22 protein-coding genes are annotated in these 24,267 nt (G+C 61.8%); 7 read left to right on the top strand and 15 right to left on the bottom strand.

Features of this window, described 5'->3' with window-relative positions; translation table 11 throughout:
* Positions 1 to 46 precede the first annotated feature (46 nt).
* From ABWV89_RS07720 to ABWV89_RS07710, 3 genes are read left to right on the top strand one after another with little or no spacing between them, the layout of a single operon-like run.
* The gene (locus ABWV89_RS07720; protein ID WP_353395648.1) at positions 47 to 2,218 is read left to right on the top strand and encodes a dihydrolipoyl dehydrogenase family protein; all 2,172 of its coding nucleotides are present in this window, start codon (positions 47 to 49) and stop codon (positions 2,216 to 2,218) included.
* Positions 2,215 to 3,018: a DUF3047 domain-containing protein gene (locus ABWV89_RS07715; RefSeq protein ID WP_353395647.1), complete on the top strand. Its 804-nt coding sequence runs from the start codon at positions 2,215 to 2,217 to the stop codon at positions 3,016 to 3,018. The genes ABWV89_RS07720 and ABWV89_RS07715 overlap by 4 nt, the downstream gene beginning before the upstream one ends.
* A 45-nt stretch (positions 3,019 to 3,063) precedes the next feature.
* Positions 3,064 to 4,260: an FAD-dependent oxidoreductase gene (locus ABWV89_RS07710; protein WP_353395646.1), complete on the top strand. Its 1,197-nt coding sequence runs from the start codon at positions 3,064 to 3,066 to the stop codon at positions 4,258 to 4,260.
* A 69-nt stretch (positions 4,261 to 4,329) separates the two neighbouring features.
* On the opposite strand, the gene ABWV89_RS07705 is transcribed toward ABWV89_RS07710, so the two are convergent.
* The 5 genes from ABWV89_RS07705 to ABWV89_RS07685 all read right to left on the bottom strand — a co-directional run bounded on the left by ABWV89_RS07705 (position 4,330) and on the right by ABWV89_RS07685 (position 8,471).
* Positions 4,330 to 4,809, bottom strand: a complete 480-nt coding sequence (locus ABWV89_RS07705) for a DUF4440 domain-containing protein (RefSeq protein ID WP_353395645.1) — start codon at positions 4,807 to 4,809, stop codon at positions 4,330 to 4,332.
* A gap of 102 nt (positions 4,810 to 4,911) precedes the next feature.
* Positions 4,912 to 5,553 (bottom strand): FMN-binding negative transcriptional regulator, encoded by a 642-nt coding sequence (locus ABWV89_RS07700; RefSeq protein WP_353395644.1) that lies wholly within the window; start codon positions 5,551 to 5,553, stop codon positions 4,912 to 4,914.
* Positions 5,554 to 6,708, bottom strand: a complete 1,155-nt coding sequence (locus tag ABWV89_RS07695; RefSeq protein ID WP_353395643.1) for a PQQ-dependent sugar dehydrogenase — start codon at positions 6,706 to 6,708, stop codon at positions 5,554 to 5,556.
* A 47-nt stretch (positions 6,709 to 6,755) separates the two neighbouring features.
* Positions 6,756 to 7,340: an NnrU family protein gene (locus ABWV89_RS07690; RefSeq protein WP_353395642.1), complete on the bottom strand. Its 585-nt coding sequence runs from the start codon at positions 7,338 to 7,340 to the stop codon at positions 6,756 to 6,758.
* Positions 7,341 to 7,532: 192 nt separating this feature from the next.
* Positions 7,533 to 8,471 (bottom strand): NUDIX hydrolase, encoded by a 939-nt coding sequence (locus tag ABWV89_RS07685; protein ID WP_353395641.1) that lies wholly within the window; start codon positions 8,469 to 8,471, stop codon positions 7,533 to 7,535.
* A gap of 65 nt (positions 8,472 to 8,536) precedes the next feature.
* Between ABWV89_RS07685 and ABWV89_RS07680 the strand changes: the two genes are divergently transcribed.
* Positions 8,537 to 9,469: a mechanosensitive ion channel family protein gene (locus ABWV89_RS07680; protein ID WP_353395640.1), complete on the top strand. Its 933-nt coding sequence runs from the start codon at positions 8,537 to 8,539 to the stop codon at positions 9,467 to 9,469.
* Here the strand turns inward: ABWV89_RS07680 and ABWV89_RS07675 are convergent.
* Together ABWV89_RS07675 and ABWV89_RS07670 are read right to left on the bottom strand one after the other, a co-directional pair.
* Positions 9,466 to 10,347 carry a universal stress protein gene (locus ABWV89_RS07675; RefSeq protein WP_353395639.1) on the bottom strand — a complete coding sequence of 294 codons (882 nt, stop codon included), beginning with the start codon at positions 10,345 to 10,347 and terminating at the stop codon, positions 9,466 to 9,468. The two genes, ABWV89_RS07680 and ABWV89_RS07675, sit on opposite strands and share 4 nt — an antisense overlap.
* Before the next feature lie 25 nt (positions 10,348 to 10,372).
* Positions 10,373 to 11,800, bottom strand: a complete 1,428-nt coding sequence (locus ABWV89_RS07670; protein ID WP_353396061.1) for a SulP family inorganic anion transporter — start codon at positions 11,798 to 11,800, stop codon at positions 10,373 to 10,375.
* Between the two features lie 487 nt (positions 11,801 to 12,287).
* On the opposite strand from ABWV89_RS07670, the gene ABWV89_RS07665 reads away from it, so the two are divergent.
* Positions 12,288 to 13,931: a hypothetical protein gene (locus ABWV89_RS07665; RefSeq protein ID WP_353395638.1), complete on the top strand. Its 1,644-nt coding sequence runs from the start codon at positions 12,288 to 12,290 to the stop codon at positions 13,929 to 13,931.
* A gap of 22 nt (positions 13,932 to 13,953) precedes the next feature.
* On the opposite strand, the gene ABWV89_RS07660 is transcribed toward ABWV89_RS07665, so the two are convergent.
* The 3 genes from ABWV89_RS07660 to ABWV89_RS07650 form a co-directional block, all read right to left on the bottom strand.
* On the bottom strand, positions 13,954 to 14,856 hold the full coding sequence (locus tag ABWV89_RS07660) for an SDR family NAD(P)-dependent oxidoreductase (RefSeq protein WP_353395637.1): 903 nt from the start codon (positions 14,854 to 14,856) through the stop codon (positions 13,954 to 13,956).
* Positions 14,857 to 15,070: 214 nt separating this feature from the next.
* On the bottom strand, positions 15,071 to 15,565 hold the full coding sequence (locus ABWV89_RS07655) for an SRPBCC family protein (RefSeq protein ID WP_353395636.1): 495 nt from the start codon (positions 15,563 to 15,565) through the stop codon (positions 15,071 to 15,073).
* Complete coding sequence (locus ABWV89_RS07650; RefSeq protein ID WP_353395635.1) at positions 15,558 to 15,824, bottom strand: hypothetical protein; 267 nt, start codon at positions 15,822 to 15,824, stop codon at positions 15,558 to 15,560. The genes ABWV89_RS07655 and ABWV89_RS07650 overlap by 8 nt, the downstream gene beginning before the upstream one ends.
* Before the next feature lie 179 nt (positions 15,825 to 16,003).
* Between ABWV89_RS07650 and rpoH the strand changes: the two genes are divergently transcribed.
* Together rpoH and ABWV89_RS07640 are read left to right on the top strand one after the other, a co-directional pair.
* The gene (rpoH, locus tag ABWV89_RS07645; protein WP_353395634.1) at positions 16,004 to 16,969 is read left to right on the top strand and encodes an RNA polymerase sigma factor RpoH; all 966 of its coding nucleotides are present in this window, start codon (positions 16,004 to 16,006) and stop codon (positions 16,967 to 16,969) included.
* A 141-nt stretch (positions 16,970 to 17,110) separates the two neighbouring features.
* A complete protein-coding gene (locus tag ABWV89_RS07640) occupies positions 17,111 to 18,895 on the top strand; it encodes a sensor domain-containing diguanylate cyclase (RefSeq protein WP_353395632.1) in 1,785 nt (594 codons plus the stop codon).
* Between the two features lie 70 nt (positions 18,896 to 18,965).
* Here ABWV89_RS07640 and lysS read toward each other — a convergent pair whose 3' ends face one another.
* From lysS to ABWV89_RS07615, 5 genes are all read right to left on the bottom strand, one after another.
* Entirely contained in the window at positions 18,966 to 20,525 is a 1,560-nt protein-coding gene (gene lysS / locus ABWV89_RS07635; protein WP_353395631.1) for a lysine--tRNA ligase, read from the bottom strand.
* 108 nt (positions 20,526 to 20,633) lie between these two features.
* Positions 20,634 to 21,350, bottom strand: coding sequence for an ABC transporter ATP-binding protein (locus tag ABWV89_RS07630; protein ID WP_353395630.1), 717 nt, complete (start codon positions 21,348 to 21,350; stop codon positions 20,634 to 20,636).
* A gap of 28 nt (positions 21,351 to 21,378) precedes the next feature.
* Positions 21,379 to 22,146, bottom strand: coding sequence for an ABC transporter ATP-binding protein (locus tag ABWV89_RS07625; RefSeq protein WP_353395629.1), 768 nt, complete (start codon positions 22,144 to 22,146; stop codon positions 21,379 to 21,381).
* A gap of 17 nt (positions 22,147 to 22,163) precedes the next feature.
* Complete coding sequence (locus ABWV89_RS07620; protein WP_353395628.1) at positions 22,164 to 23,249, bottom strand: branched-chain amino acid ABC transporter permease; 1,086 nt, start codon at positions 23,247 to 23,249, stop codon at positions 22,164 to 22,166.
* A 19-nt stretch (positions 23,250 to 23,268) separates the two neighbouring features.
* On the bottom strand, positions 23,269 to 24,201 hold the full coding sequence (locus ABWV89_RS07615) for a branched-chain amino acid ABC transporter permease (protein WP_353395627.1): 933 nt from the start codon (positions 24,199 to 24,201) through the stop codon (positions 23,269 to 23,271).
* Positions 24,202 to 24,267: the final 66 nt, after the last annotated feature.

The raw sequence follows: 24,267 nt of genomic DNA, 5'->3' as shown, positions 1-24,267 counted from the left end.
TCTCTGGCGACGAAATGGCACACCACACCAAAACCGACACCTGCCCATGAAAGCTTCCCGCCTCGTCCTGCTGCTCGTACTGTTTGCCGCTGTGGCAGCGTTTTTTGCGTTCGACCTGGGCCGCTTCTTCACACTGGAGCAGCTCAGGGAAAGCCAGGCCACCTTTGCCCGCTGGCACGCAGAGCGCCCGCTGGCGCTGGCGCTGGCCTATTTCGCCGTTTATGTGCTGATCACGGCCCTTTCCATCCCGGGTGCAACCATCATCACACTGGCCGGCGGAGCTGTTTTCGGTCTTTGGTGGGGCACCTTGCTCGTCTCATTCGCTTCCACCACCGGCGCCACCCTGGCGTTCCTGGTGTCACGCTTCATCCTGCGTGACGCAGTGGAGCAGCGTTTTGGCAGCCGACTCAAGGAAGTTCACAAGGGCATCGAAAAGGAAGGAGCCTTCTACCTCTTCAGCCTTCGCCTGATCCCCGTCGTGCCCTTCTTTGTCATCAACCTGGTCATGGGCCTGACCCGCATGCGTACGCTGACTTTCTTCTGGGTCAGTCAGATCGGCATGCTCGCTGGCACGCTGGTTTATGTGAACGCAGGCACACAGCTCGCACGCATCGACTCCCTCAAGGACATCCTCAGCCCCGGCCTGCTGGCCAGCTTTGTGCTCCTGGGCGTGTTCCCGATCATTGCCAAGAAGGTGCTCGACAAGTTCACGGAACGCCGTGCCCTGCGCGACTGGAGCGGCCAACGGCCCAGACAGTTCGACCGCAACCTTGTCGTCATCGGCGCCGGTGCTGGCGGCCTCGTCAGCGCCTATATCGCCGCCACCGTGAAAGCCAAAGTCACCCTGGTCGAGGCCGGGAAGATGGGAGGTGACTGCCTGAACTACGGCTGCGTCCCCAGCAAGGCCCTGATCCGCAGCGCCAAACTGGCGCATCAGATGCAGCATGCCGCCCAATGGGGCTTGCACGAGTCCCCCCCCAAAGTGAACTTCCCCGCCGTCATGGAGCGCGTGGCAAACGTCATCGCCGACATCGAGCCGCACGACAGCGTGGAGCGCTACACAGGCCTGGGTGTCGATGTCGTCAATGGCTACGCCCGGCTCGTCAACCCATGGACAGTCGAGATAGACGGGGACGACGGCAAAAAGCAAACCCTCACAACCCGCAGCATCGTGCTGGCCACCGGCGCCCGTCCGTTTGTCCCTCCCCTGCCAGGCCTGGAGGAATCCGGCTACGTCACCAGCGACACCATCTGGGAGCGTTTCAGCCAGCGCGAAGCTGCACCTGAGCGTCTGCTGGTCCTCGGCGGTGGCCCCATCGGCTGCGAGCTTGCCCAGTCTTTTGCGCGGCTCGGATCCAGCGTCACCATCATCGAAATGGGTGACCGCGTGCTGGCCAGAGAGACCCAAGAGGCCGCCGACATGGTCAAAGCCTCGTTGCTGGCAGACGGCGTCGAGTTGCTCACAGCGCACAAGGCGCTGCGTTGTGAAACAAGAAATGGCGGCTCTCGGCTGGTGGTGGAACACGCCGGTCGCGAGCAGGCTCTTCCCTACGACGAACTCCTCATCGCGGTGGGCCGCCAGCCCCGACTCGAGGGCTATGGGCTGGAGACCCTGGGCATCCCCACCCGGCAAAGGGGCGGCACCATCGAAACCAACGAATACCTGCAAACCCTCTACCCCAACATCTACGCAGTGGGCGATGTGACCGGCCCCTTCCAGCTCACACATGCCGCCGCCCACCAGGCCTGGTATGCCGCGGTCAACGCCCTGTTCGGCGATTTCAAGCGCTTCAAAGCGGACTACCGCGTGATTCCTCGCGTCACCTTCACCGACCCCGAGGTGGCCAGCGTTGGCCTCTCGCCGGAGCAGGCCGACATGGAGGGTCTGGCCGTGGAGGTCACCCGCTACGGCATCGACGATCTCGACCGCGCCATCGCCGATGGTCAGGCCAGGGGTTTCGTCCAGGTGGTCACACCACCCGGGAAAGACACCATTCTGGGCGTGACCATCGTCGGTGCCCAGGCGGGCGAATTGCTCGCCGAGTACGTGCTTGCGATGAAGCACGGCCTGGGCCTGAACAAAATACTGGGCACCATTCATGCCTACCCCACCATGGCGGAGGCCAACAAGTATGCAGCGGGCGAGTGGAAGCGTGCTCACGCACCCGAGGACGTGCTGCGGTGGGTGCAGAAGTTTCACGACTGGAGACGAGGATGAAGCCCTTCAGATCCCTTTTCCCTGCCTGGGTGCTGATGGCATTGGCCAGCGCCAACGTTCAGGCGCAAACGGCTGCCACCCAGCCAAGGTTGGTGCCCGTCACGTCTGCGGGCATCGGACAACTCCCTCCACCGTGGGCGTACCAGGGCCTGCCCGACCAGGAGAAAAAGTCCATTCCCCCCAGTGACATCGCAGTTGCCGATCTGGAAGGACAGCCGGCGCTGCGGCTGCTCACCAATGCGTCTTACGGTACGCTCATCCATCCATGGCAAGGGCCACCCGAGGGGAGGCGGCTGCGCTGGCAATGGCGTCTGGACAAGCCTCTCTCAGGTGGCAAAGCGCCGCCCGACCTCAAAACCAAGCCTGGGGATGACGCTGCACTCAAGGTTTGCGTCATGTTTGACCAGCCACTCGACCGGATGTCATTTGGCGAACGCACCTTGCTCCGCTTTGCCCGCAGCGTCAGCGGAAAAGAACTGCCGGCCGCGACCCTTTGCTACATATGGGACAGCACCTATGCGGCAGGACTGAGGGGAGAGAACCCGTATTCGCGGCGGGTGCGCTACGTGGTGGCCAAGGGCAAGAGCGCGCCGGTCGGCACATGGCAGCCTGAAGAGCGCGACATCGAAGCCGACTTCCGCGAGCGCTTTGCCGACGAGCTCCCACCGGATGGCGAGCCGCTGCCCCCCATCAGTCACATCGCCGTCGGCGCAGACAGTGACAACACCGGCAGCCAGAGCCTGGGCTGGATCAAGCAACTGCAATGGGCCACTGTCCCGGCGCCGGAGGCACCTCGCTGAGTGCTGCCGGAATTCCGGACCACAAAGCCCGTAACATAGAGCCCCATGCAATCGGGGATTAAAAAACTCATACTCGCGGGAGGCGGCCACGCGCACGTTCATGTCCTGTCGCAGCTGGCCGAGCAACGGCCGGCCGATCTGGACGTGATCCTGGCCTCGCCCTATCCGTGGCAAACCTACAGCGGCATGGTGCCGGGCTTTGTTGCGGGCCGCTACGAAGCGCACGAATGCCAGATTCCGCTCGAGCCACTCGTCAAGGCAGCGGGCGCGCGCTGGCTACCCGGCAGGGTCACGGGTATCGATGCCCAAAGCCAGGCGGTCAGGGTCGAAACCGGCCCGGCTCATTCGCCCGAAGAGCATGCGCTCTACTACGACCGTCTCTCGCTCGACATCGGTGGCGTGATGGAACGCGATCGCCTGGAGCAGACCATTCCGGGCGCTGCCTCCCATGCCTTGCTGGTCCGCCCCATCGAGGTGTTCGCCACGCTATGGCCCAAAGTGGTCGAGCTGGGCCAGGAGAAACCTGTCTCGCTGGCTGTCATCGGCGCTGGCGCAGCCGGCATCGAACTGGTTTTCGCCGCTGAACAGCGCTTTCGGCAAACCCTGCACCCCGGTTCACGCTTCACCCTGGTTACCGGCGGCGGCGAAGTGGCAGAGCACTACCCAGCCGGGGTGCGCAAACGAATCCTCAGGCGGCTTCGCTCGCGTGGCATCACCGTCCTGCGCGAAGCCTGTACCGCCATTTCCGCTGGGCAGATCCAGCTCTCGGGAGGGGCTTCGCTCGCCTGCGACGCGCCGGTCCTGGCAGTGCCCACACATGCCCCCGGATGGCTGCGAGAGACCGACCTCGCCCTGACCGACAACGGCCTGGTGCAAGTCAACGAATTCCAGCAAAGTGTCAGTCACCCCAACATTTTTGCCGTTGGCGACGTGAGCCACCGGGTGGATGTGCAACACCCTCGCAGTGGGGTGTTTGCCGTGAGAGCCGGGCCTCCGCTGCACCAGAACCTCATGGCAGCGCACGAAGGCACGCCGCTGAAGGCTTACCAGCCCCAGAAGCACTCTCTCAACCTCATTTCATGCGGTGCGGGGCATGCCATTGCCAGCTATGGCCCCTTCCATGCCGAAGGCGGATGGGCCTGGTTGTGGAAAGACCACATCGACCGCGCTTTCATGGAGCGCTATACGCTGGAGAAGCACCTCCCTCCTGAGCCTGCCGAGCAAGGCGGCGAAGAGTCGTGAGAGCAGGTGCTCCCAACGCAAGAAAAAAGGCCCTTCGCGGGCCTTTTCTTCTGGTGCAAACGAGCTCGCTCAGTTGCTCTCAGGTGGACGGTTCTTGATCGGCTCGCCACGCACGCCAACAATCATCGCCCGCCCGTCGATCACCTGAACATAAGTCTCTTCCCGCGTGCTCAGCGAGATCTGCCGGCCGTTGACCACCATCGCCTCGGTCACCACAGACCGGATCACCGCTGCATCGCCATTGAGCTCGAACTCCAGCCCGCTGCGCGCGTAGCGGTAGTCGTTGGCCACAGCCCAGGACTGCTCGAGCGCACTGATGTACTGAGCCTTGCTCATCTTCATGCGCCGCTTGCCATTGGGCGTGGGGACAATGATCGAAATTTCGGCACGAGGCGTGAGCAGGCTGCCAATGCCTTTCACGTCACGCTCGACGATGGCCTGGTCAACCCTGTCCACGATTTGCTGCAACGCATACCGGGAAAGACTGCCACTCTGCCCCCATGCCGCGCCTGCCGCCATCAACCCGGCCAGCAACCAGAACTTCATCATCCGAACCACGTCCACCATTCGCTCCCCCGCTAGCTACATTGTCATCAGGCCGTCATGCATCTCGGCCACGGGCTCAGTATATCGCCGAGCCAGACCGCCAAGTCAGACCTTCGGGCCCGATGCCCACTGGCGCATGAATGCGGCAGCTGGTGCTTGGCCCAGTCCCTCAAGCACGCCGCTCCGGTTGGCATCGCTCTGGTTCTGGCTCAGTTTGAACTTGGCCTTCAGATCAATGACGCGAAAGCGAACTCCCACGATCGCCCGGCACATTTTCTCGATGTAGTCCGCAGGTGCGTCGTCCACCGACCAGGGCTGCGGCATGGCCGCTTCATGTCGGTCGCTGAGCTGCCGCACGAGAGAGAGAAGTGCCTCGGGCTCGTCGAAGGTGGTCATGGACGCCGTCACGTGCACAACGGCATAGTTCCAGGTCGGCACAACCCGCGGATCCACCTGCTTGGTGGGATACCAGCCTGGAGAGACATAGGCTTGCGGCCCCTGAAACACCAGCAGATGGCGAGACTCCTCCGAACGCCATACAGGGTTCGCTCGTGCGACATGCCCGACCAATGTTCCCCAACCCGATTCTTCCGGCTCATGGATCAATGGCACGTGTTCGGCTGTCATGCCACCGGAGCCGGCGGTCACAATGGTGGCCAAAGGGTGGCTGGCGATCAAGTCAAGAATCGACTCGGTTCGCTCTTCTTCAAATGTTCTGGGGCAATACAAGGGGTTTCTCCCATCCATTCAACGCAAGGGCCGGATCCTCAGCAATTGTCCTCGCCCATGGTCAGTCAGCAGGTAAATCAGGCCATCCGGTCCCTGACGGACGTCACGTACACGCTGGCCCAGACGGGGCAGCAGCTTCTCCTCCGCCACCACGCGGTCCCCTTCAAGGGTCAGGCGCGCCAGGTAGCGAAACTTCAGGGAGCCGGTCAGCAGTCGCCCCTTCATGGCCTCGCCGTAGCGGTCGGAAGTGATGTAGGCCAGGCCGGACGGCGCGATGGACGGCACCCAGTAGTGCACCGGTTGCTCCATGCCGGCCTTCTGGGTAATGCCCTCACCGATCGCGCCACCACCATACTGCTCGCCATAGGTGATGACCGGCCAGCCATAGTTTCGGCCAGCTTGTGGATGATTGAGTTCATCGCCTCCTTGTGGGCCATGCTCCACCGTCCACAGCCGATCGCCCGGCCCCCAGGTGGCTCCCTGCAGGTTCCGGTGTCCAAAGCTCCATATCTCCGGCAGGGCCCCAGAGCGCGCCACAAACGGGTTGCCACCGGGGATGCCGCCCGATTTCGTCAGCCGTACCACCTTGCCGTGGTGGGTATCCAGCGTCTGTGCATCGTCCATGCGGCTGTAGCGGTCACCCAGGGTCAGAAAGAGCAAGCCCTTCGGACTCTCGACAATCCGGCAGCCAAAGTGCGCCCGGCTCTTGTATTTGGGCGCTTGCCGAAACAACACTTTGACGTCGATAAGCCGTGCCCGGTCCTCGGACAACTTGGCCGATGCCATCGCCGTGGAGTTGCCATTGCCTCCATCAGGGTCAGCCTCGGCATAGCAGAAGTAGATGACCCGGTTGCTGGCAAAACCACTGTCTGTCACGACGTCCAGCAGGCCGCCCTGACCCACCACCTCGATGCCCGGAAGGCCTTCGAGCGGTGGGCCCACTCGACCGTCGGCTTCCACGACCCGCATCTGCCCGGATCGTTGCGTCACCAGAAAGCGCCCTCCTTCAATGAAGGCCACGCCCCATGGGTGGTCCAACCCCTCGGCGACCACCTCGGTCTCCAGCGCGTCAGCCGGCTTTTCCTCCTCAGCCAACACGGCAGAAGGCTGGACAAGAGCTGTCGCCACGACACACACCGTCGCCAGGAAAGCGGTTGAAGCCACGCGCATCATTGAAACATCCTGATCGTCAAGCCATCAATCAACAAACTACGAAAAGATCATCCGAATGGCCGAACACCCATCAGGGGGCCATGCAGCCACAGGGCAAACACCACATAAACCACAAGCCCCAGGGCCACAGCCAGCACATCGTTGACGGGTTTGCCCTGTCGCACCGGCGCTGCGCCGTCAATCTCCAGCCTCGCACGCCGTTTGACTGAAATCCGGTCTGCCACCGCCCAGGCGAGAAAGCCGCCGAACAGCAGCAAATCGGCCAGCATCCCGTTGGCGAGCAAGTGAGCCAATGCCCAGAACTTCACCGCTGTCAGCATGGGGTGCTGGATGATCGCGCTGATTCTGCCCGGCAAATGGGCCGCTGCCAGCAGAACAAACACAGGGGCCATCAGCAATGCCGCTACATGCCGCATGGCCACTGGCGGAGAAAAAACCGCGACCGGATCCAGGCGCGCCTGTCCATAGCCCCAGATGATCAGGCCCAGTCCTACAAACGAGACCACTGAAAACAAGCTTTTCCAGCCGCGCTCTCCACGAAGCTCCATCTGCCTGAGGCGCCACTCAGGTGCAACGATCGCCACAGAGTGCGCGCCCAGAAAAATCACCAGACCCAGGACCAGTGCCCACATTGCTCACCTCCATCCGATTACGTTTGACCGATTGACCGATTGACCGATTTACCGACTGACCGATTGGTCGTTCGACTGCAAGACCTGCTCGGACCTGCCATCATGGCCATTCCAGCACAGTTGGTGCCAGATTGCCTGCGCCACCGCCAAAAGCCCTGTGGACGCCACACTGCATCCGCCACCACACCGGTGTCACCCGGTACGAGACAGCAAGGCTTCGAGCCCACCCTCAGGCTCGAAGCGGCGATTGCGGTGAGTCACACGCGTTGGCCCTTTCCACACCGGCTGAGCCTGAGGGTGTGCAGGGTCGCCTGGGTAGCAGATCACCCGGCAGCCGTCCTCGTCGAAAGGATGTGGCTCGATCTGGATCGGCAGCCGCCCCCGCGCGAACGCCATCACCTGCGACACCGAATCCATTGCCCCCAGTTCGCACAGGCTCATGAGCTGCGGTGGCGCCATGTCCATACCGCCGTCCCAGTACCGCTCCATGGCGGCCCGGGGCGTCAGCCACACCGCCTCCGTGGCTTCGTGGTTGTCATGCACTGCTTCCTGCCCTTCTGGTGCCGCAGCCACGAAGAACCGGGTGTCAAATCGCTTTCGGGTCATGGACGCCATGCGAGGCGTGATCCAGCGCGACCAGGGCACCACCGACGACACCGCCAGTGACGAACCCAATGCATGCACCGCGTCGCCAAAACCCTGCCCAGCTGCCGTGGCGGCTTGTACCAATGGCACCAGCTCATCCTTGCCAGGCAGCCCGAGCAACAGGCCGCACTCTTCGAAGGTCTCCCGCAAAGCCGCGACATGCAGACCCACAGCATCTTCTGCCGTCGCACCGTCTTCGCCCAGCCGCTCCCGACACTGCTGCAAAGACAGGTCAATCCATTGTGGCGACACCTGCCCATCCGACTCATCCAGCTTGCCACCGGGAAACACATAGGCGCCGCCGAGTACGCCAGCCTGCCCGCTGCGCCGGACCATCAGGACTTCCAGGCCGCCGGGACCATCACGCACGACCATGACGGTCGCCGAGGCCACGGGCACCTGGTCTATCACCTCTGAATGCACTTCAATCGCCATGTCTGTCTTCTCGCTTGTCCGGTTCTGTTCTCCGCCTCCATTGTCATACATGAGGGCAATCGCCGGCAGACAGCTATCATGCCGGGAAACACCACGAATCAGGAGAGACAGACGTCATGACAGAGACACATCAGTTGCTGGCCCAGTGGTTGCCCGGATGGATGACCCGTGCGCTGTTTGTCATTGACGGAAAACCGTACTCTGCGGCCACCTTGATCGTGTTGCTCCTGCTGCTCGTCATCATCTGGTGGCTGTCCGTCCTGCTCGAGCGCGCCTTGCTGCGCCTGTCGGAGCGACGCAAGCACGAGCCAGGCGCCGTGGCGGCCACACACCTGCTCACACGCATTGTTCGCTACTCCGTCTGGGTCTTCGGCACACTCTTTGGCCTGAACTACCTCGGCATCGACCTGAGCAATGTCGCACTGCTTGGCAGCGCATTTGCCGTCGGCCTGGGGTTCGGCCTGCAGAACATCTTCAGCAACTTTGCCGCCGGCATCATCGTTCTGTTCGAACGCAGCCTCAAGGTCGGCGACTTTGTGGAACTGGAATCCGGGGTCAAGGGCAATGTGCGTGAAATCGCCATGCGCTACACGCGCATCACCACCAATGACGCACTTGACGTTCTGGTGCCCAACTCCGAGTTCATCAACGACAGGGTGGTGAGCTGGACCTATGACGATTCCTATCGACGCATGCACATTCCGTTTGGCGTGGCCTACGGCACACCCAAAGAGAAGGTGCGTGATGCCGCCGTAGCAGCCGCCAGAACAGTTCCGGGTGTGCTTCAGATCGAAAGCAGGGAGCCCACTGTCTGGCTGGTGGAGTATGGTGACAACTCGGTCAACTATGAGCTCATCGTCTGGGCCGACAGACGCCTGACCACCACCCCGGCTGCCACCCACGCAACCCTCATGTGGGCGCTTGACGATGCCCTCCATGCCGCGAACATCGAGATCCCGTTCCCGCAGCGTGACCTCCACTGGCGATCCGGCACAGTCAATGTCCGCCTGGAAAAGGGCGAACAGCCGGACAACAGCGCTGGCGCTTAGCGCATCAGCAGCGCAGACACTGGCGCCGCCTTGAGCAGCCCGCTGGTCTTGCTGCCAAACAGCCAGCTGCGCAGTGGAGAATGGCTGTAGGCACCCATGACCAGCAAGTCGTTGCCCTCTGGCGATAGCGCCTTGATGACCACATCTTCCGGGTCGCCCGGTCGAACCTCGCCAGACGCCTCATATCCCGCGTCTGCGAACACCTTGACCGCCCAGTCCACCTGCAGGTGCGACTTCGCATCGGGCTTGCCCGAGAGGATGATCTCCACTGGCAGTCCCTTGAGCAGCTCACCTTGCGCCAGCCACTCGACCGCCTTGCGCATGCGCGAGCTGTCATCAAAGGCAATCACGGCCCGCTGAGGCACCACAAAGCGATCGTGCACAGCGAGAACGTTTTTCTCGACAGCGCGCACCACCCACTCGAAGTGGCTGCCCATGCCTCCGTGCTTTCCCGCCTGCGCCGAGCGCCCCCTGCGACCCAGCACCACCATCTGAACACCTGGCTGAAGATCGGTCACGGACGCTTCCAGGTCGTCATGGCGTTGCCGTACATCAACCTGGTCCAACCCATGGGTCGTGGTCGTGTACTCCCGCAAGCGAGCCAGAAACTCGCGGCCATGCTCCCGCTCCAGCTTGCTTCGCTCACCCTCTTCCTCGGCGATGCGCGCCATCAGCGATTCCTGAGCATTCACGCCCAGCGTACCGCTGTGATCCTGGCCTGGCCCCAGTGGCTGATGGCGCTCGATCACATGAAGAAACTCCAGCGGAGCCTTGAGCCTGGCACACACCCACGCTGCGCCATCCGCCACTGCCTGAGCGTGATCGGACTGATCCACACACGCCAGCACTTTCAATTCGTCGTTGTTGTTCTCGACCATGTCTTTCTCGCTTTCCGATCCCGCCTCAATGGCCCAGCAACACGTCTTCTGCACCGTCCTTGTCGTGCACACCGAAGCGGTCCACCATGGTGGCACTGGCTTCATTCATGCCCACAACCTCCACCTCGGTGCCCTCACGCCGGAAACGCAGCACGACCTTGTCGAGCGCGCTCACGGCCGTGATGTCCCAGAAATGAGCCTTGCTCACATCAATCGCCACCTTGTCGATGACTTCCTTGAAGTCAAACGCGTTGGCGAAACGGTCTGCCGAGGCGAAGAACACCTGGCCGGTCACCTGATAGGTACGGCTTCGGCCTTCCTCATCAGCCTGCGAGCGGACATGCAGGATGCGTCCCACCTTGTGAGCGAAGAAAAAGCCCGACAACAGCACGCCGGTGAGCACTCCCTTGGCCAGATCGTGTGTCGCCACGGTCATCGCGACGGTGGCGATCATCACCACGCTCGAGCTTTTCGGATGCTCGCGCAGGTTGCGGATGCTGCCCCAGTCAAATGTGCCAATCGACACCATGATCATCACGGCCACCAGCGCCGCCATCGGAATGCGGCTGACCCAGTCGCCGAGGAACACCACCAGAATCAGCAGACCCACACCTGCCACGAGTGTTGACAGGCGTCCACGGCCGCCCGACTTCACGTTGATCACCGTCTGACCAATCATGGCGCAGCCTGCCATGCCACCGATGAAACCGGTCGCCAGATTGGCCACGCCCTGACCAACGCACTCACGGTTCTTGTTGCTGCGGGTGTCGGTCATGTCATCGACGATGGTTGCCGTCATCATGGACTCGAGCAAACCCACCACCATCAAGGTCAGCGAGTACGGCAACACCGTCTTGAGCGTCTCGAAGGTCAGTGGTACCTGGGGCCAGTGCCAGACAGGCAGCGAGCCCGGCAACTCGCCCATGTCGCCCACCGTTCGCACCTCTATGCCAAAGAAAATGGCCACCGCCGTGATCAGCACAATCGTCACCAGTGGAGAAGGCACCGCCTTGGTCACATAGGGGAGCCCATAGATGATGCCCAGTCCGACCGCTGTCATGGCATACACATGCCAGGTCACATTGATCAGCTCGGGCAACTGCGCCATGAAGATCAGAATGGCCAACGCGTTCACAAACCCGGTCACCACAGAGCGGGAAACAAAGCGCATGAGAGCGCCCAGCTTCAGCCAGCCCGCTGCCATCTGGAGCACACCGGTGAGCACAGTGGCGGCCAGAAGGTACTCCACGCCGTGCGTCTTCACCAGCGAAGCGGCCACCAGCGCCATGGCGCCGGTGGCGGCCGAAATCATGCCAGGCCGTCCACCGGCAAAAGCAATGATCGTGGCAATCGAGAACGACGCATAGAGACCAACTTTGGGGTCGACGCCGGCAATGATGGAAAAGGCGATGGCCTCGGGAATCAGCGCAAGCGCCACCACCAGGCCGGCCATGACGTCGTTGCGAACGTTGGAAAACCACTCCTGGCGGAAAGTGTGAAAAGACGATTTGGGCAAAACAATGCGTCGCAGCGCCCCGTCATGCGGAGACCGGGCCTGGCGAAAAAGTAGGAAGGCGGTGGACAAAACGCGGTAGACGGCCATCGCTCTGGCTCGCCGCCCCCTGCTCAGGAGGACACCGCTGGAAGCATCCAGAACACCAGCGAGCCGATGGCTTGACCACACTGGCCCGGGAACGGGTGCTGGAAAACCCTATTGTAAAGGCCGCACTGCCAACGCGCTTTTGCCCTTGCACCTTAGCGGGTTCAGGGCAGTCGTGAGGCATGCCCACTCAAGCCGCGATTGCAGAACTTGTCAGTACCAGATCAGAAATGTCATATAAAAATATTACACTGAGTTTTTCAGGGCAAAGCGCAGATACACCGGTGCAGTTCATCAGGCGCAGGTGCGCGCGGACTGGCAACACGGAGGGGAGCAAAGCATGGCTAATGAAGACCGAATCAGCGAGCTCAGGGCCGGGCTGAGTGATCAGGACGCGTACATGGTCACACACGGCTCTCTCAACGGCGCCTTGTCTGGGGCGCTGGCCACAGCCACCGTTCTGGGCCGGGACGATGTCTCGACGGAAGCCAAGTGGCTGGTCGTCGCCGAGCTGCTGAAAGGCGAAGGCCAATGGTCTCAACGCCTGTTCTCACAGGAGCACCAGGCCGCCTTCGGCACGGCCATCGCCGATGCCCATGATGCTGGTGTCATCGACGACACCGATCTGGTCAACCTGGCCATGAGGGCACGCCTCATGCCCGGCGCACAGGTGTCTGCCGTACTGGACAGAAGCGATCCACGCCATGACGGGCTGGTGGCCTCGTTTGCGAGCGCCACTCGAGAGCATGCACAGGCACTTCGGGATGGAACGGCAGAGCTGCCAGCCTATGTCGAGGACAGCCCCGAGTTCATGGCGCGCTTTCTGGAGCAAAGTGCACTGATTGCTCAGGCGAGCACCCCGTCACTGGCGGAGCGCCATTTCTCGAGTCCTGAGGCTGCCTCGTCTGCCTTCATGACACTGCTCGACTACAACATGGTCTACCCGGCAGGCCAGGACAACTCCAATCACCCTGCGATCCTGCCCACAGGTGGCTGGGACCAGCATGAGGGCTTGCGAGCGACCACCCGAATCTTTGCCGCCCATCCAGACATGGTCATGGACGTCATGACGGCACGAAACGGCGGTGCACCGCAAACCGAGCATCTCGCCGAGTTTCTCGCCCGGACCATGTTCGACCCGGACGCAGCCAACGTGAAGATGGACGATGGGCGCTCCGTCACCGACACCGTCACGCAGGCCTACCAAAGCCAGCTGGACCGCTACATGCAGATGGCCATGGACACCGACCTGCCTCTATCTGAACGCAACGATGCAGCACGCGTCCTCGGCGCCTCATTGACGGCCGTCGGTGTCGGAACCTCTCACGCGCTTCAGGAGTTCGACGACACACTGCGCGAGCACCAGGAAGCACGTGACCAGTTTGTGAAGACACTGTCTCTCCTTCTGCCTGTCCCCCCGGTTGCCGGAGGCAGGCTGGCAAAAGACGTCGTGCTCGGCGAGATGTTCGATGCCTTGCACGAATCACCGGATGGCGAGCGTCCGGACACCAGCCTGATCAATGAGATCTACGACCGCTACTACGGCCAGCTCAACGACCAGGCCCACGCCCCGGGTCTCACCGAGCAAGAGCGCCTGGCCGCGCAGGCAGTCGCCAACACCCTCAAGACCGAGTTCGGTGCCGAAGACAGCATCGTGCGGCAGCTTGACCGGCTGGGCGACCGCGCTGAAGTGCTGCCTCAGACAACGCCGCTCACGAGTCCCGACGACGCGCGGTTCGCGGAAGCCGGACCTGCTGGCGATGACTTGCTCAAGAGCATCGAGTCGCTGCAACTGGCCGCCACCGATGGCACCGACGAGGCACTGCTGCAGGCACTGGCCGCCCAGGGGCAGTCCGCTCAGCCATGGCTGGCCACGGCACAACAGGCGGCAGGCCCTGACGCGGTCGAAAAATCAGCAGAAGACACCAGCTTGCAAGCAGGGGACCAGACGCAAGTGCAAGAGGCTGCCAGCCGCGTCGCCTGATCCAGCCTCTGCGCACTGCATTTCAGCGCTGTGCGGCCATGGCCATGCCCACTTCCTGTTGACCTTGTTCGGAGCCGGCTTGCGGGACTTTCTCGCCAGCTCGGTCGGCGAGCTCCTCGCGGCAGTTATTGAGTTGATCGGCCACATCATCCCCCAGGCCCAGGTGCAGACCATGGGTCATGGTGACGTTGGCCGTGGCAAAGCTGCCCGCCCCAGCCAGCACGATCTGGCGGTTCGGCGCATCGGGGCCACAAAGGTAGACAACCGCCGGGCTCACCGCCTCGGGTTTGAGCGCCGCCAGCACCTCTTCGGGCATCAGTCCTTCCGTCATGGCTGTGGCTGCCGTCGGTGCCAGGCAGTTCACCCTGATATCGTTTTTCTGCCCTTCGATGGACAGCGTCTGCATCAAGCCGACCAATGCCAGCTTCGCTGCGCCGTAGTTCGTCTGTCCAAAATTGCCATACAGTCCGGAGGAAGACGTGGTGAAGACAATGCGGCCACGGTTCTGCGCCTTCATGATGTCCCACACCGCCTTGGTGCAGCGCACTGCCCCCATCAGGTGAACGTCCACGATGGCCTGAAAATCCTCGATCGTTGACTTCCCAAAACTTTTGTCACGCAGGAAGCCGGCGTTGTTGATCAGGATGTCGACGCGCCCCCATTGAGCCATCACCTCGGCAACCATGGCGCCAACCTGAGCCTCGTCCATCACCGACGCATGTACGGCCATGGCTTCCCCGCCGGCCTGCCGGATTTCCTGAGCCACGGCTTCGGCTGAAGAGGCTCCCTCGCGGGGGGCAAGATCGGACACCACCACTTTTGCGCCACGCCTGGCCAACGCCAGCGCATGACAGCGCCCCAGACCACGGCCAGCGCCCGTCACGATGGCCACTTGCCCACTCAAGTCGATGGGAGGGAATTGCATGCTCTTGTCCTCAATGAAACGTTGAAAAGGGTGCGCTGGGTGCGCCGGGTGCCCCTACGAATGAAGCAAGGGACATGACAGCCTGCCAGTCAGCCAGACGCAAAACCCGGCAGAACCCGGCGGCGAAGCCTTTACCCTACCGTGTGGCCCGCTACGGACCGGACAATCACGCGACACCTTGCGCTGCTCTCTCGTTCGCCCCCTTCAGGGAAAGTCAGCTTATGTCGGCTGAAGCCAGCACCTCCAGCCGATCCTCAATGGCTTCCCGCCAGCCCTCGATCATTTGGGCAAACGGCTCTGGTTCGAAAGCTTCCAGCGCCTTCTCGCCCCCAGGATGGATGGCCGTGAGCGTGTAGCCCACCTGCACGTCCGTGCCACCGTCCGGACCGGGTGTGCAACGCACGTCCACATACCCCCAACGCGAGGCTGGCGTCACCCGCAGGTACCTGGCCTCGTACGGCGCCTGCGTGAACCGCAGCAGCGTCCACACGGTGGCGTCGTCCCCGTCTCCGGTCAGGAACACCATCCCCGGTGTCGTGGTTCCTGAATCCGGCTCCAGGTACCTGGGTGACCATCCCTCGACCCACAACTCTTCGCCGGCGGGTGTGAACAGACGCTGTGCCTGGGCCACGGGCAGTGCCAGGTGAATGCAGTGCGTCGCGCTGACAGACCGGCCAGGTGAGCGAATACCTGTTGCAGTTTCAGTCATGGCCCTCTCCGTCTTGCAGCTGGTGACTGTGCTTGGCCGTCAAATCCAGGCCGTAGATTTCCCGAAGACTCGCAATCTTGTCCAGAGTGTCCTGCCCGAAAGCACACTTGCCCTCGAAGGCGTGCAAGACAACCCCTTCAATCAGGTCCCCGAGGGTCATGTCCTGCACCTCAGCCACCGCCTTGAGCACTTTCAGCAAGCGCTTTTCGAGCCGAACCCCTGTCTGCACGCGCTCAACGTTCAGTCGGGGGGCTTTCATACCTTCAGCCATATGGATCCGAAAAAAGTTGATACTCTTCAAATAATATACCAAGGTACCTTGGTAACTCAAGTATCAACATATGAAGAAGAGCTGTTTTTCCGGGAACCATTTCCTTAGCACTCCCTCCAATAGAGTGCTAATATTGACCGATGAACTCCTCCAGGAGGCTTGACCCCATGACCCACAACTTCGCACTTGCCAACGTGACCCCATCCGGCGCCGCAGTTGCCGAAGCAGGCGCGTGGGGCAACCGCTCACTCACCCTTCCCCCGCTGGGCAATCTTGACGCTTATATTTCGGCAGTCAATCGCATGCCCATGCTCACTCTGGAAGAAGAACAGACAGCTGCGCGCCGTCTGCGCGATCACAATGACCTGGAAGCCGCCGGAAAGCTGGTGCTCTCGCATCTGCGTCTGGTGGTCTCCATCGCCCGCCAGTATCTGGGCTATGGCCTGCCTCATGGCGATCTGATTCAGGAAGGTAACGTCGGCCTGATGAAGGCCGTCAAGCGCTTCGATCCGGACCAGAACGTCCGTCTGGTCAGCTATGCCATGCACTGGATCAAGGCCGAGATCCACGAGTACATCCTCAAGAACTGGCGCATGGTCAAGGTGGCCACCACCAAGGCCCAGCGCAAGCTGTTCTTCAATCTGCGCTCCAAGAAGCAGGGATTTCGCGCCGAAGCCATCGACGGCGATACCCACCGCGAAGGCCTGTCTGACGCAGAGATTGCGGTCGTGGCAGAAGACCTGAACGTCAAACCGGAAGAAGTGCGCGAAATGGAAACGCGCATGGCCGGTGGCGATGTCATTCTCGACCCGTCTCCCTCAGATGAGGCATCCGAGCAGGGCTACGGCCCCATCTCCTGGTTGTCCGATGCCTCGCACGAGCCCACCGCGGTGCTCGAATCCACCCAGCGAGACCACATGGCCACCGAAGGTGTTGCCCAGGCCATGGCATCGCTTGACGACCGCTCCCGGCGCATCGTCACCGAGCGCTGGCTGAAGGTCAATGACGACGGCTCCGGCGGCATGACGCTGCACGAGCTGGCTGCCGAGTACGGTATCAGCGCCGAGCGGGTTCGCCAGATCGAAGTGGCCGCCATGAAGAAGATGCGCAAGGCACTGGAAGAGTACGCCTGATCCGAGTCGGCCATTTCTGACCGGAGCACAGCGGCACGCCCAACAGGGACGTGCCGCTTCTTTTTTGTCATTCCATCAAATGTGCTAGACACGCCACATCCATGTACTGCTTTCCGCTGACTTCAGGCGACAATGCAGGCCATGCTGTCACTCATTCGCCCGGCCATCATTCGCCCGGCAGTCCTTTTTCTCGGCCTCGTCCTGGTCCTGCTGCCTGCTATCCATGCGCCTGCCCGGGCTGGTGAGGCCATTGCAGCGACCAGCGGAAACCAGCCAACCCTGCCCTTCGCGCTCAATGAAGATGTGCCAGAGATACAGCTGGCTGGGCGAAGCCTGTATTGGGTCGAGGCGGAAGGCTCCCGCAGCGTCGAGCAAGTCGAAGCAGAATTCAGCAAGCTGCCATTTGCAGTTCGACCGGAGGGCCATCGCGTCAAGCTGTCTGGCAACAAGGCGCTGTGGATTCGCTTTGACGTCACGGAATACACCGGGCAGGCCAACTGGCAAATCGAACTCAACCGGGCCGGCACCGACGAGATCGCCCTCTATTGGCGAAACGCCGACGGAACCTGGGAAAGAGCCGTCGCCGGTGACCGCTATGCCGTTGCCAACTGGCCCTCACCCGACCGCTTCCCCGTATTTGACCTGCCCCGATATCAGGACGGCCAAGCACAGCACTACTGGGTGCGTATTCAGCACCCCCTGGTGCCTTTTTCCGGCACGCTGATACTGCACAACCAGAACGAGTTGCGCGAGAGTCGCATGGCCGAGCAGTTCATCCTGGGTGGCTACTTCGGCACAGCGCTTTTGTTGATCGTTGTGACCCTGGTCAATGGCTGGTTCTACCGCGACAGGAGCTTCACCGCCTTTGCGTTCTACGCCACCGTCCTGACACTGCAGGTGTCGGCGTCTCTCGGTGTGGGTGGGCTCTACCTGTGGCCTCACGCTCAGTTCTGGAACTCGCAGGCCGAGTTCATCCTGCTGCCGCTTCTGGCTGCTGCCGGTGTCTATTTCGCCCGCGCCGTGTACATGGGAAAGATGTCCCGCTGGCTCGACAGATTGGCACTGCTGCTGGGGCCTGGCTTTCTGGTCATCATGCTGTGGCATCTGACGGCCATGAGCACCTTGTCGCTTCAGCTGCTGACCCTCGGCGGACTGCTCACACTGATCCTCACCGGCCGCCTCATCGTTCTCGGGTGGAATCAGCCCGAAGACTGGGCCCGCCTCATCGCCACCGGAATGGTGCCGATACTGGTTGGCGGCGTGATGCCCGTGCTGCGCAACTGGGACATCCTGTCCAACAGTTTCCTGGTCCAGTACAGCATGATGATTGGCGCCGTCATTCAGGGCCCCATTCTTCTCTACGCGCTGGTCCGCAAGTCGGCAGAGCAGCACGAAGCACAGACGCGCGCTCGCGCACTGGCGCTCAACGAGCCCCTGACCGGCCTGACCAACCGGCACAACTTCCTGGTTCGCCTGCACGACACGCTCGTGCGTGCCACCCGCTACCGCTACCGCTGTGCCCTGCTGCTGATCACACTGGACAACCACGATTGGTTCATCAGTCAGTACGGCCGCGAAGTGGCCGACCGCGCACTGGTGCTGACCGCCTCTCTCTTACGTACACAGGCGCGTGATGTCGACGCCACCGCCCGCGTGGACGACGCGACACTGGCCATTCTCATGGAAGGTCCGGTGCGGCCCTCCCAAGTGGTGTCCACGGCTACGTCGCTGGTCGCTCATGGTCTGCGACCAGCTCCTGACCTCCCGTCAGGAACTTCCTTGCGCCTGAAGATTGTCATGGCCATGCTGCCCGACCAGGACCCGGCCCTCGAGCTCGACCCCAACCTGCACCTGGCCTGGCTGCAGGATGCGCTGGAAGACCTGAAGGCAGAAGACAAACGGGCCATCGCTGCGCTCAACTTCTGAGCATCAGCCATGGCCCGCCAAGAGCGCCCCGCTCAGTCAATGGCGGGGCGTCAGCTCATCTGCCTGTCTGTCAGGCTTCGCGACGCAAGGCAGGGAAGAGAATGACGTCGCGAATGCTGGGGCTGTCGGTCAGCAGCATCATCAGGCGGTCAATGCCGATGCCACAACCACCGGCGGGTGGCATGCCGTACTCCAGCGCGCGGATGTAGTCGGCGTCGTAGTACATGGCCTCGTCGTCGCCGCCGTCCTTTTGCGTCACCTGGGCGTGGAATCGCGCTGCCTGATCTTCGGCGTCGTTCAGCTCGGAGAAACCGTTGCCGATTTCGCGACCCGTGATGTAGAGCTCGAAGCGCTCCGTCACTTCAGGGCGGTCGTCGTTGGCACGGGCGAGCGGTGAAATTTCGGTGGGATGCTCCATGATGAAGGTCGGCTGGATCAGTTTTTCTTCCACCGTCTCTTCAAAGTACAGCACCTGCAGGCTGGCCAGACTGCGGCCACTGAGCTTGTCCTTTTCCTCCGTCATGCCCAGCTTGCGCAGGGCATTGTGCAGCCACTGCGCGTCATCCACATGCTCGCCCGCTTGCGTGTACTTGATGATGGCTTCTCGGATGGTCAGGCGCTCAAACGGCTGCTCCACATGAATCTCCTGACCCTGGTAGGTCAGCGGGCCTTCGCCCATCACCGAACGCACAGCGTGACGGATCATCTGCTCGGTGAAACCCATGAGATCCTGGTAGTTCCAGTACGCCGCATAGAACTCCATCATGGTGAATTCGGGGTTGTGGCGAACGGAAATGCCTTCGTTGCGGAAATTGCGGTTGATCTCGAACACACGCTCAAAGCCGCCCACAATCAGGCGCTTGAGGTAAAGCTCGGGCGCAATGCGCAGGAACATCTGCTGGTCGAGCGCATTGTGGTGCGTCTCGAACGGCTTGGCATTGGCACCACCCGGAATGGGGTGAAGCATGGGTGTTTCGACTTCCAGGAAATCGTGGCTGACCATGAACTCGCGCATGGCCGACATCGCCTTGCTGCGCACCATGAATCGGCGGCGCGCTGCCTCGTCGGTCATGAGGTCCACATAGCGTTGGCGGTATTTGATTTCCTGGTCGTGCACGCCATGAAACTTGTCCGGCAGCGGGCGCAGGCTCTTGGTCAGCAGCCGGATCTTGTCGGCGTGGACGGTCAGCTCCCCCGTGCGGGTCTTGAACAGCACGCCTTCAGCGGACACGATGTCGCCCAGATCCCAGTGCTTGAATGCGGCATGCACATCAGCGCCGACGCTGTCATTGTTCAGGTAGATCTGGATCCGGCCGCCAGACGGGCCAAAAGACGAATCCTGCAATGTGGCAAAGCTGGCCTTGCCCATCACGCGCTTGAGCATCATGCGGCCGGCCACGCTGGCACGAACCGGGTTGGCCTCCAGCGCTTCCTTGGTCGCCTCACCATGCAGGGCAAAGAGGTTCTCTGCCTTGTCCGCCGGTTTGAAGTCGTTCGGGAAAGCCACGCCCTCACCACGCTGCTGTGCCTCGCGAAGGTGGCCCAGCTTCTCGCGGCGCTCGGCAATCAGCTGGTTCTCGTCGGCGGCGGGTGCGGCGCCTGGCGCCTGGGATGGATCGGCAGTGGTCATGACAGGATGTGAGAAGTGCAAAGGGCAAAGGCGTCCCTCCCTCCTGGGGAAGACGCCCAAACCCTTGATTGTAGATTTATTGCCGACCCCGATGGTCGGCAGCCGGTATCAGTGGCCCAGATAGGCCTCACGGACACGCGGATCGACCAGCAGCTCCTTGCCCGTACCGGTCATGGTGATTTCGCCCGAATCCATCACGTAGCCCCGATCGGCGATCTGCAGGGCGCGTTGGGCGTTCTGCTCCACCAGCAGGATGGTGACGTTCTGTGCCTTGACGTCCTGCACGACCTCAAACACCTTGTCGACCATGATGGGCGATAGCCCCATGGACGGCTCGTCGAGCAAGAGCAGCTTGGGGCGGCTCATGAGCGCACGGGCCATGGCCAGCATCTGCTGCTCGCCACCGCTCATGGTGCCGGCGAGCTGGTCCTTGCGTTCCTTGAGTCTGGGAAAGATACCGAACATGCGCTCGACATCCAGATCAATTTCGGCCTTGTCCGAGCGCACATAAGCACCCATGAGCAGGTTTTCCGTGATGCTCATCCGGGTGAACACGCCACGGCCCTCAGGCACCATGGCCAGGCCCTGGCGCACCAGGTCCCAGGCACCCTGGCCCTGAATGTTCTGGCCGAGGTAGGCAATGTCACCGCCCTCGAACTGCAGGGAGCCGGTGATGGCTTTCATGGTGGTGGTCTTGCCCGCACCATTGGATCCGATCAGCGAAATGAGTTCGCCCTCTTGAACCTCGAGGTCGATGCCTTTGACGGCCTTGATGCCACCATAGGACACCTTGAGGCCGCTGACTTTGAGAAGTGTGTTGGACATGATGTGTTTGTCGCCTTCTGCTTCTGCTTCAGTTGCCGGTGCCGAGGTAGGCCTCGATCACTTTGGGGTCGTTCTGGACCTCTGCGGGCGTACCGCTGGAGAGCTGTTTGCCGTAGTCCAGCACGGTCACCTTGTCGCACAGCCCCATGACCAGCTTCACATCGTGCTCGATGAGCAAAATGGTGCGGTTGTCCTGGCGAATGCGGTCGATCAGCTCCCGCAACTGCACCTTTTCAGTGGCATTCATGCCCGCTGCAGGCTCGTCCAGTGCAATCAGCTGCGGATCGGTGGCCAAAGCGCGTGCAATCTCCAGTCGGCGCTGGTCACCATAGCTGAGCGTGCGCGACTTGAATTCGGCAAATCGCTCGATACCCACGTACTTGAGCAACTCCTCGGCTCTGGCACGGATCTCGGCTTCTTCCTTGCGGAAGCCACTGGTGCGAAACACAGCACCGATCAACCCGGAATGGGTTCGCACGTGCCGACCCACCATGACGTTTTCCAGCGCGGTCATCTCGGGAAAGAGGCGAATGTTCTGGAAAGTGCGGGCAATGCCCGCCTTTGCCACTTCGTGAACCGCCGTTGGCACATAGGGCTTGCCAGCCAGTTCGAACGATCCGCTGTCCGGTGTGTACAGGCCGGTCAGCACGTTGAAGAAGGTGGTCTTGCCGGCACCATTGGGGCCGATCAGGCCATAGACCTGGCCACGCTGGATTTCCAGTCCCACATCGCTGAGGGCCTGCAGGCCACCAAAGCGTTTGGAGACATCGCTCACTCGGAGAATGGTTTCACTCATGTCGCTGTTCTCCTTGATCAACGTGCCAGCGACTTGCCGTGCTCTGGGGATGGCCACAAACCTTTCGGCCGCACCAGCATCACCACAATCATCGCCAGCGCGATGAGCAGCTGACGCAGGATCTCGGGTGCCAGACGACCGTCGGTCAGCTGGCCCAGCGGGCCAGCAAAATGGCGCAGCACCTCTGGCAGCGCGGCCAGCAGCAGCGCACCCAGGATGACCCCCGGGATGTGGCCCAGGCCGCCCAGCACCACCATGGCCACCACCATCACCGATTCCATCAGGATGAAGGATTCGGGATAGACGCCACGCTGGAAAGACGCAAACAGCACACCGGAGATGCCGCCAAACGTGGCGCCCATGCCGAAGGCCAGCAGCTTCAGGTTGCGGGTGTTCAGACCCATGGCCTTGGCCGCCGTTTCGTCTTCACGAATCGCCATCCAGGCCCGGCCGATACGGGAATCCTGCAGGCGATACGAGATGAACACCGACATGATCACAAACGCCAGGAACAGGTAGTAGTACATGGTCACCGGCTCGATCGTGTAGTCGCCTATGGTCAGGCGCTTGGCGAAGCTGATGCCCAGAACGTTGGGCGCATCCACCTGCGGCAAGCCCTTGGGGCCGTTGGTGATGTTGATCGGACGATCCAGGTTGAGCATGAAGATGCGAATGATCTCGCCAAAGCCCAGTGTCACGATGGCCAGGTAGTCGCCTCTCAGCTTGAGCGTTGGCGCCCCCAGAATCATGCCCACGATGCCGGCAAAAATCGCGGCAATGATCAGCACCGGAAAGATGTTGGTGTGCATGCCGCCCGGGAATGCCTCGGCAATGGCAGGAAACGCCTGCACCAGATGGGGCGAGGCCAGCAAGCCGTAAAGATAGGCACCCACCGCATAGAACGCGATGTAGCCCAGATCGAGCAGCCCGGCGTAGCCCACCACAATGTTCAGGCCCAGCGCCAGCAGCACATAGAGCAGTGCCTGGTCGACGATACGGGCATAGGAATTGTTGCCCGTGGCCTGCAGCAGCAGCGGAAAGACCATCAGCGCCACGGCAGCCACGGCGAACATGATGAGCTTGGTCGATTTGTTTTGAGTCATTTGAGATGCTCCTTCGCCATCAAGCCCGGTCAGCCACACGCTCACCCAGCAGCCCCGAAGGACGCAGGGTCAGCACCAGGGCCAGCACCACGAATGCAAAGATGTCGCTGTACTGGCTGCCCAGGAAGCCACCAGTGAGCGCGCCAAGATAGCCAGCGCCCAGCGATTCGATCAGGCCCAGGGCCACGCCCCCGACCACAGCGCCCGCGAGGTTGCCAATACCGCCCATCACGGCGGCCACAAAGGCCTTGAGACCAGGCATGAAACCCATGGTGTGCTGGACCGTACCGTAGTTGGACGCCCACATCACGCCGGCCACCGCCGCCAGCATGGCGCCGATGATGAAGGTCGCGGAAATCACCACGTCAGGACGGATGCCCATCAGTGCAGCGACGCGCGGGTTTTCGGCCGTGGCCCGCATGGCGCGGCCCAGGCTGGTTCGGTTGACGATCCACATGAGCAGGGCCAGCGACACCACCGTGGTTGCCAGAATGGTGATCTGCGTCACCGAAATCACTGCGCCACCGATCTCGATCGGTTCGCGCGAAAGCATGGACGGAAATGGCTTGGGGTTGGGCTTCCAGATCATCTGGGCCAGCGTCTGCAGCAGCAGCGACATACCGATCGCGGTGATCAGCGGGGCCAGTCTGGGCGAGTTCCGCAGTGGCCGGTAGGCCAGCTTCTCGATGGTCCAGTTCAAGGCACCACACACAAACATGGATATCAGCATCGCCAGCAGCAGGATGGACCACCCTGGCATGCCAACGGCCGCATCCGTCATGAGGCTGATAATGCTCCAGCTGGTCAAGGCGCCTACCATCAAGACCTCGCCATGGGCGAAGTTGATGAGGCCGATGATCCCGTACACCATGGTGTAGCCCAAGGCCACCAGTGCATACATGCTGCCAAGCACCAGACCGTTGATGATCTGCTGTAGCAGGGTACTGTCCATGCAAGACTCCGTTTGGTTGGAAGGTGGGGCCGTCTGGCCCCTTGCAGCTCCACGTCTTGTGGACGA

The sequence above is a fragment of the Hydrogenophaga sp. 5NK40-0174 genome (assembly GCF_040372165.1).
Lineage (GTDB): Bacteria > Pseudomonadota > Gammaproteobacteria > Burkholderiales > Burkholderiaceae_C > Hydrogenophaga.
The sequence above is the reverse complement of the archived record's forward strand: the minus strand, read 5'-3'. Positions and strand labels throughout refer to the sequence as shown.

What these genes read in the sequence shown, in the direction of transcription:
- ABWV89_RS07705 (WP_353395645.1), bottom strand. Translation starts at nt 4,809, where the DNA reads ATGATGAAGTTCTGGTTGCTGGCCGGGTTGATGGCGGCAGGCGCGGCA.
- ABWV89_RS07670 (WP_353396061.1), bottom strand. Translation starts at nt 11,800, where the DNA reads ATGGCCGGCCTGGTGGTGGCGCTTGCGCTGATTCCCGAGGCCATCGCC.
- ABWV89_RS07715 (WP_353395647.1), top strand. Translation starts at nt 2,215, where the DNA reads ATGAAGCCCTTCAGATCCCTTTTCCCTGCCTGGGTGCTGATGGCATTG.
- ABWV89_RS07680 (WP_353395640.1), top strand. Translation starts at nt 8,537, where the DNA reads ATGACAGAGACACATCAGTTGCTGGCCCAGTGGTTGCCCGGATGGATG.
- ABWV89_RS07700 (WP_353395644.1), bottom strand. Translation starts at nt 5,553, where the DNA reads ATGGATGGGAGAAACCCCTTGTATTGCCCCAGAACATTTGAAGAAGAG.
- ABWV89_RS07720 (WP_353395648.1), top strand. Translation starts at nt 47, where the DNA reads ATGAAAGCTTCCCGCCTCGTCCTGCTGCTCGTACTGTTTGCCGCTGTG.
- ABWV89_RS07660 (WP_353395637.1), bottom strand. Translation starts at nt 14,856, where the DNA reads ATGCAATTCCCTCCCATCGACTTGAGTGGGCAAGTGGCCATCGTGACG.
- ABWV89_RS07620 (WP_353395628.1), bottom strand. Translation starts at nt 23,249, where the DNA reads ATGACTCAAAACAAATCGACCAAGCTCATCATGTTCGCCGTGGCTGCC.
- ABWV89_RS07655 (WP_353395636.1), bottom strand. Translation starts at nt 15,565, where the DNA reads ATGACTGAAACTGCAACAGGTATTCGCTCACCTGGCCGGTCTGTCAGC.
- ABWV89_RS07690 (WP_353395642.1), bottom strand. Translation starts at nt 7,340, where the DNA reads ATGTGGGCACTGGTCCTGGGTCTGGTGATTTTTCTGGGCGCGCACTCT.
- ABWV89_RS07675 (WP_353395639.1), bottom strand. Translation starts at nt 10,347, where the DNA reads ATGGTCGAGAACAACAACGACGAATTGAAAGTGCTGGCGTGTGTGGAT.
- rpoH (WP_353395634.1), top strand. Translation starts at nt 16,004, where the DNA reads ATGACCCACAACTTCGCACTTGCCAACGTGACCCCATCCGGCGCCGCA.
- lysS (WP_353395631.1), bottom strand. Translation starts at nt 20,525, where the DNA reads ATGACCACTGCCGATCCATCCCAGGCGCCAGGCGCCGCACCCGCCGCC.
- ABWV89_RS07650 (WP_353395635.1), bottom strand. Translation starts at nt 15,824, where the DNA reads ATGAAAGCCCCCCGACTGAACGTTGAGCGCGTGCAGACAGGGGTTCGG.
- ABWV89_RS07710 (WP_353395646.1), top strand. Translation starts at nt 3,064, where the DNA reads ATGCAATCGGGGATTAAAAAACTCATACTCGCGGGAGGCGGCCACGCG.
- ABWV89_RS07685 (WP_353395641.1), bottom strand. Translation starts at nt 8,471, where the DNA reads ATGTATGACAATGGAGGCGGAGAACAGAACCGGACAAGCGAGAAGACA.
- ABWV89_RS07640 (WP_353395632.1), top strand. Translation starts at nt 17,111, where the DNA reads ATGCTGTCACTCATTCGCCCGGCCATCATTCGCCCGGCAGTCCTTTTT.
- ABWV89_RS07630 (WP_353395630.1), bottom strand. Translation starts at nt 21,350, where the DNA reads ATGTCCAACACACTTCTCAAAGTCAGCGGCCTCAAGGTGTCCTATGGT.
- ABWV89_RS07665 (WP_353395638.1), top strand. Translation starts at nt 12,288, where the DNA reads ATGGCTAATGAAGACCGAATCAGCGAGCTCAGGGCCGGGCTGAGTGAT.
- ABWV89_RS07615 (WP_353395627.1), bottom strand. Translation starts at nt 24,201, where the DNA reads ATGGACAGTACCCTGCTACAGCAGATCATCAACGGTCTGGTGCTTGGC.
- ABWV89_RS07695 (WP_353395643.1), bottom strand. Translation starts at nt 6,708, where the DNA reads ATGATGCGCGTGGCTTCAACCGCTTTCCTGGCGACGGTGTGTGTCGTG.
- ABWV89_RS07625 (WP_353395629.1), bottom strand. Translation starts at nt 22,146, where the DNA reads ATGAGTGAAACCATTCTCCGAGTGAGCGATGTCTCCAAACGCTTTGGT.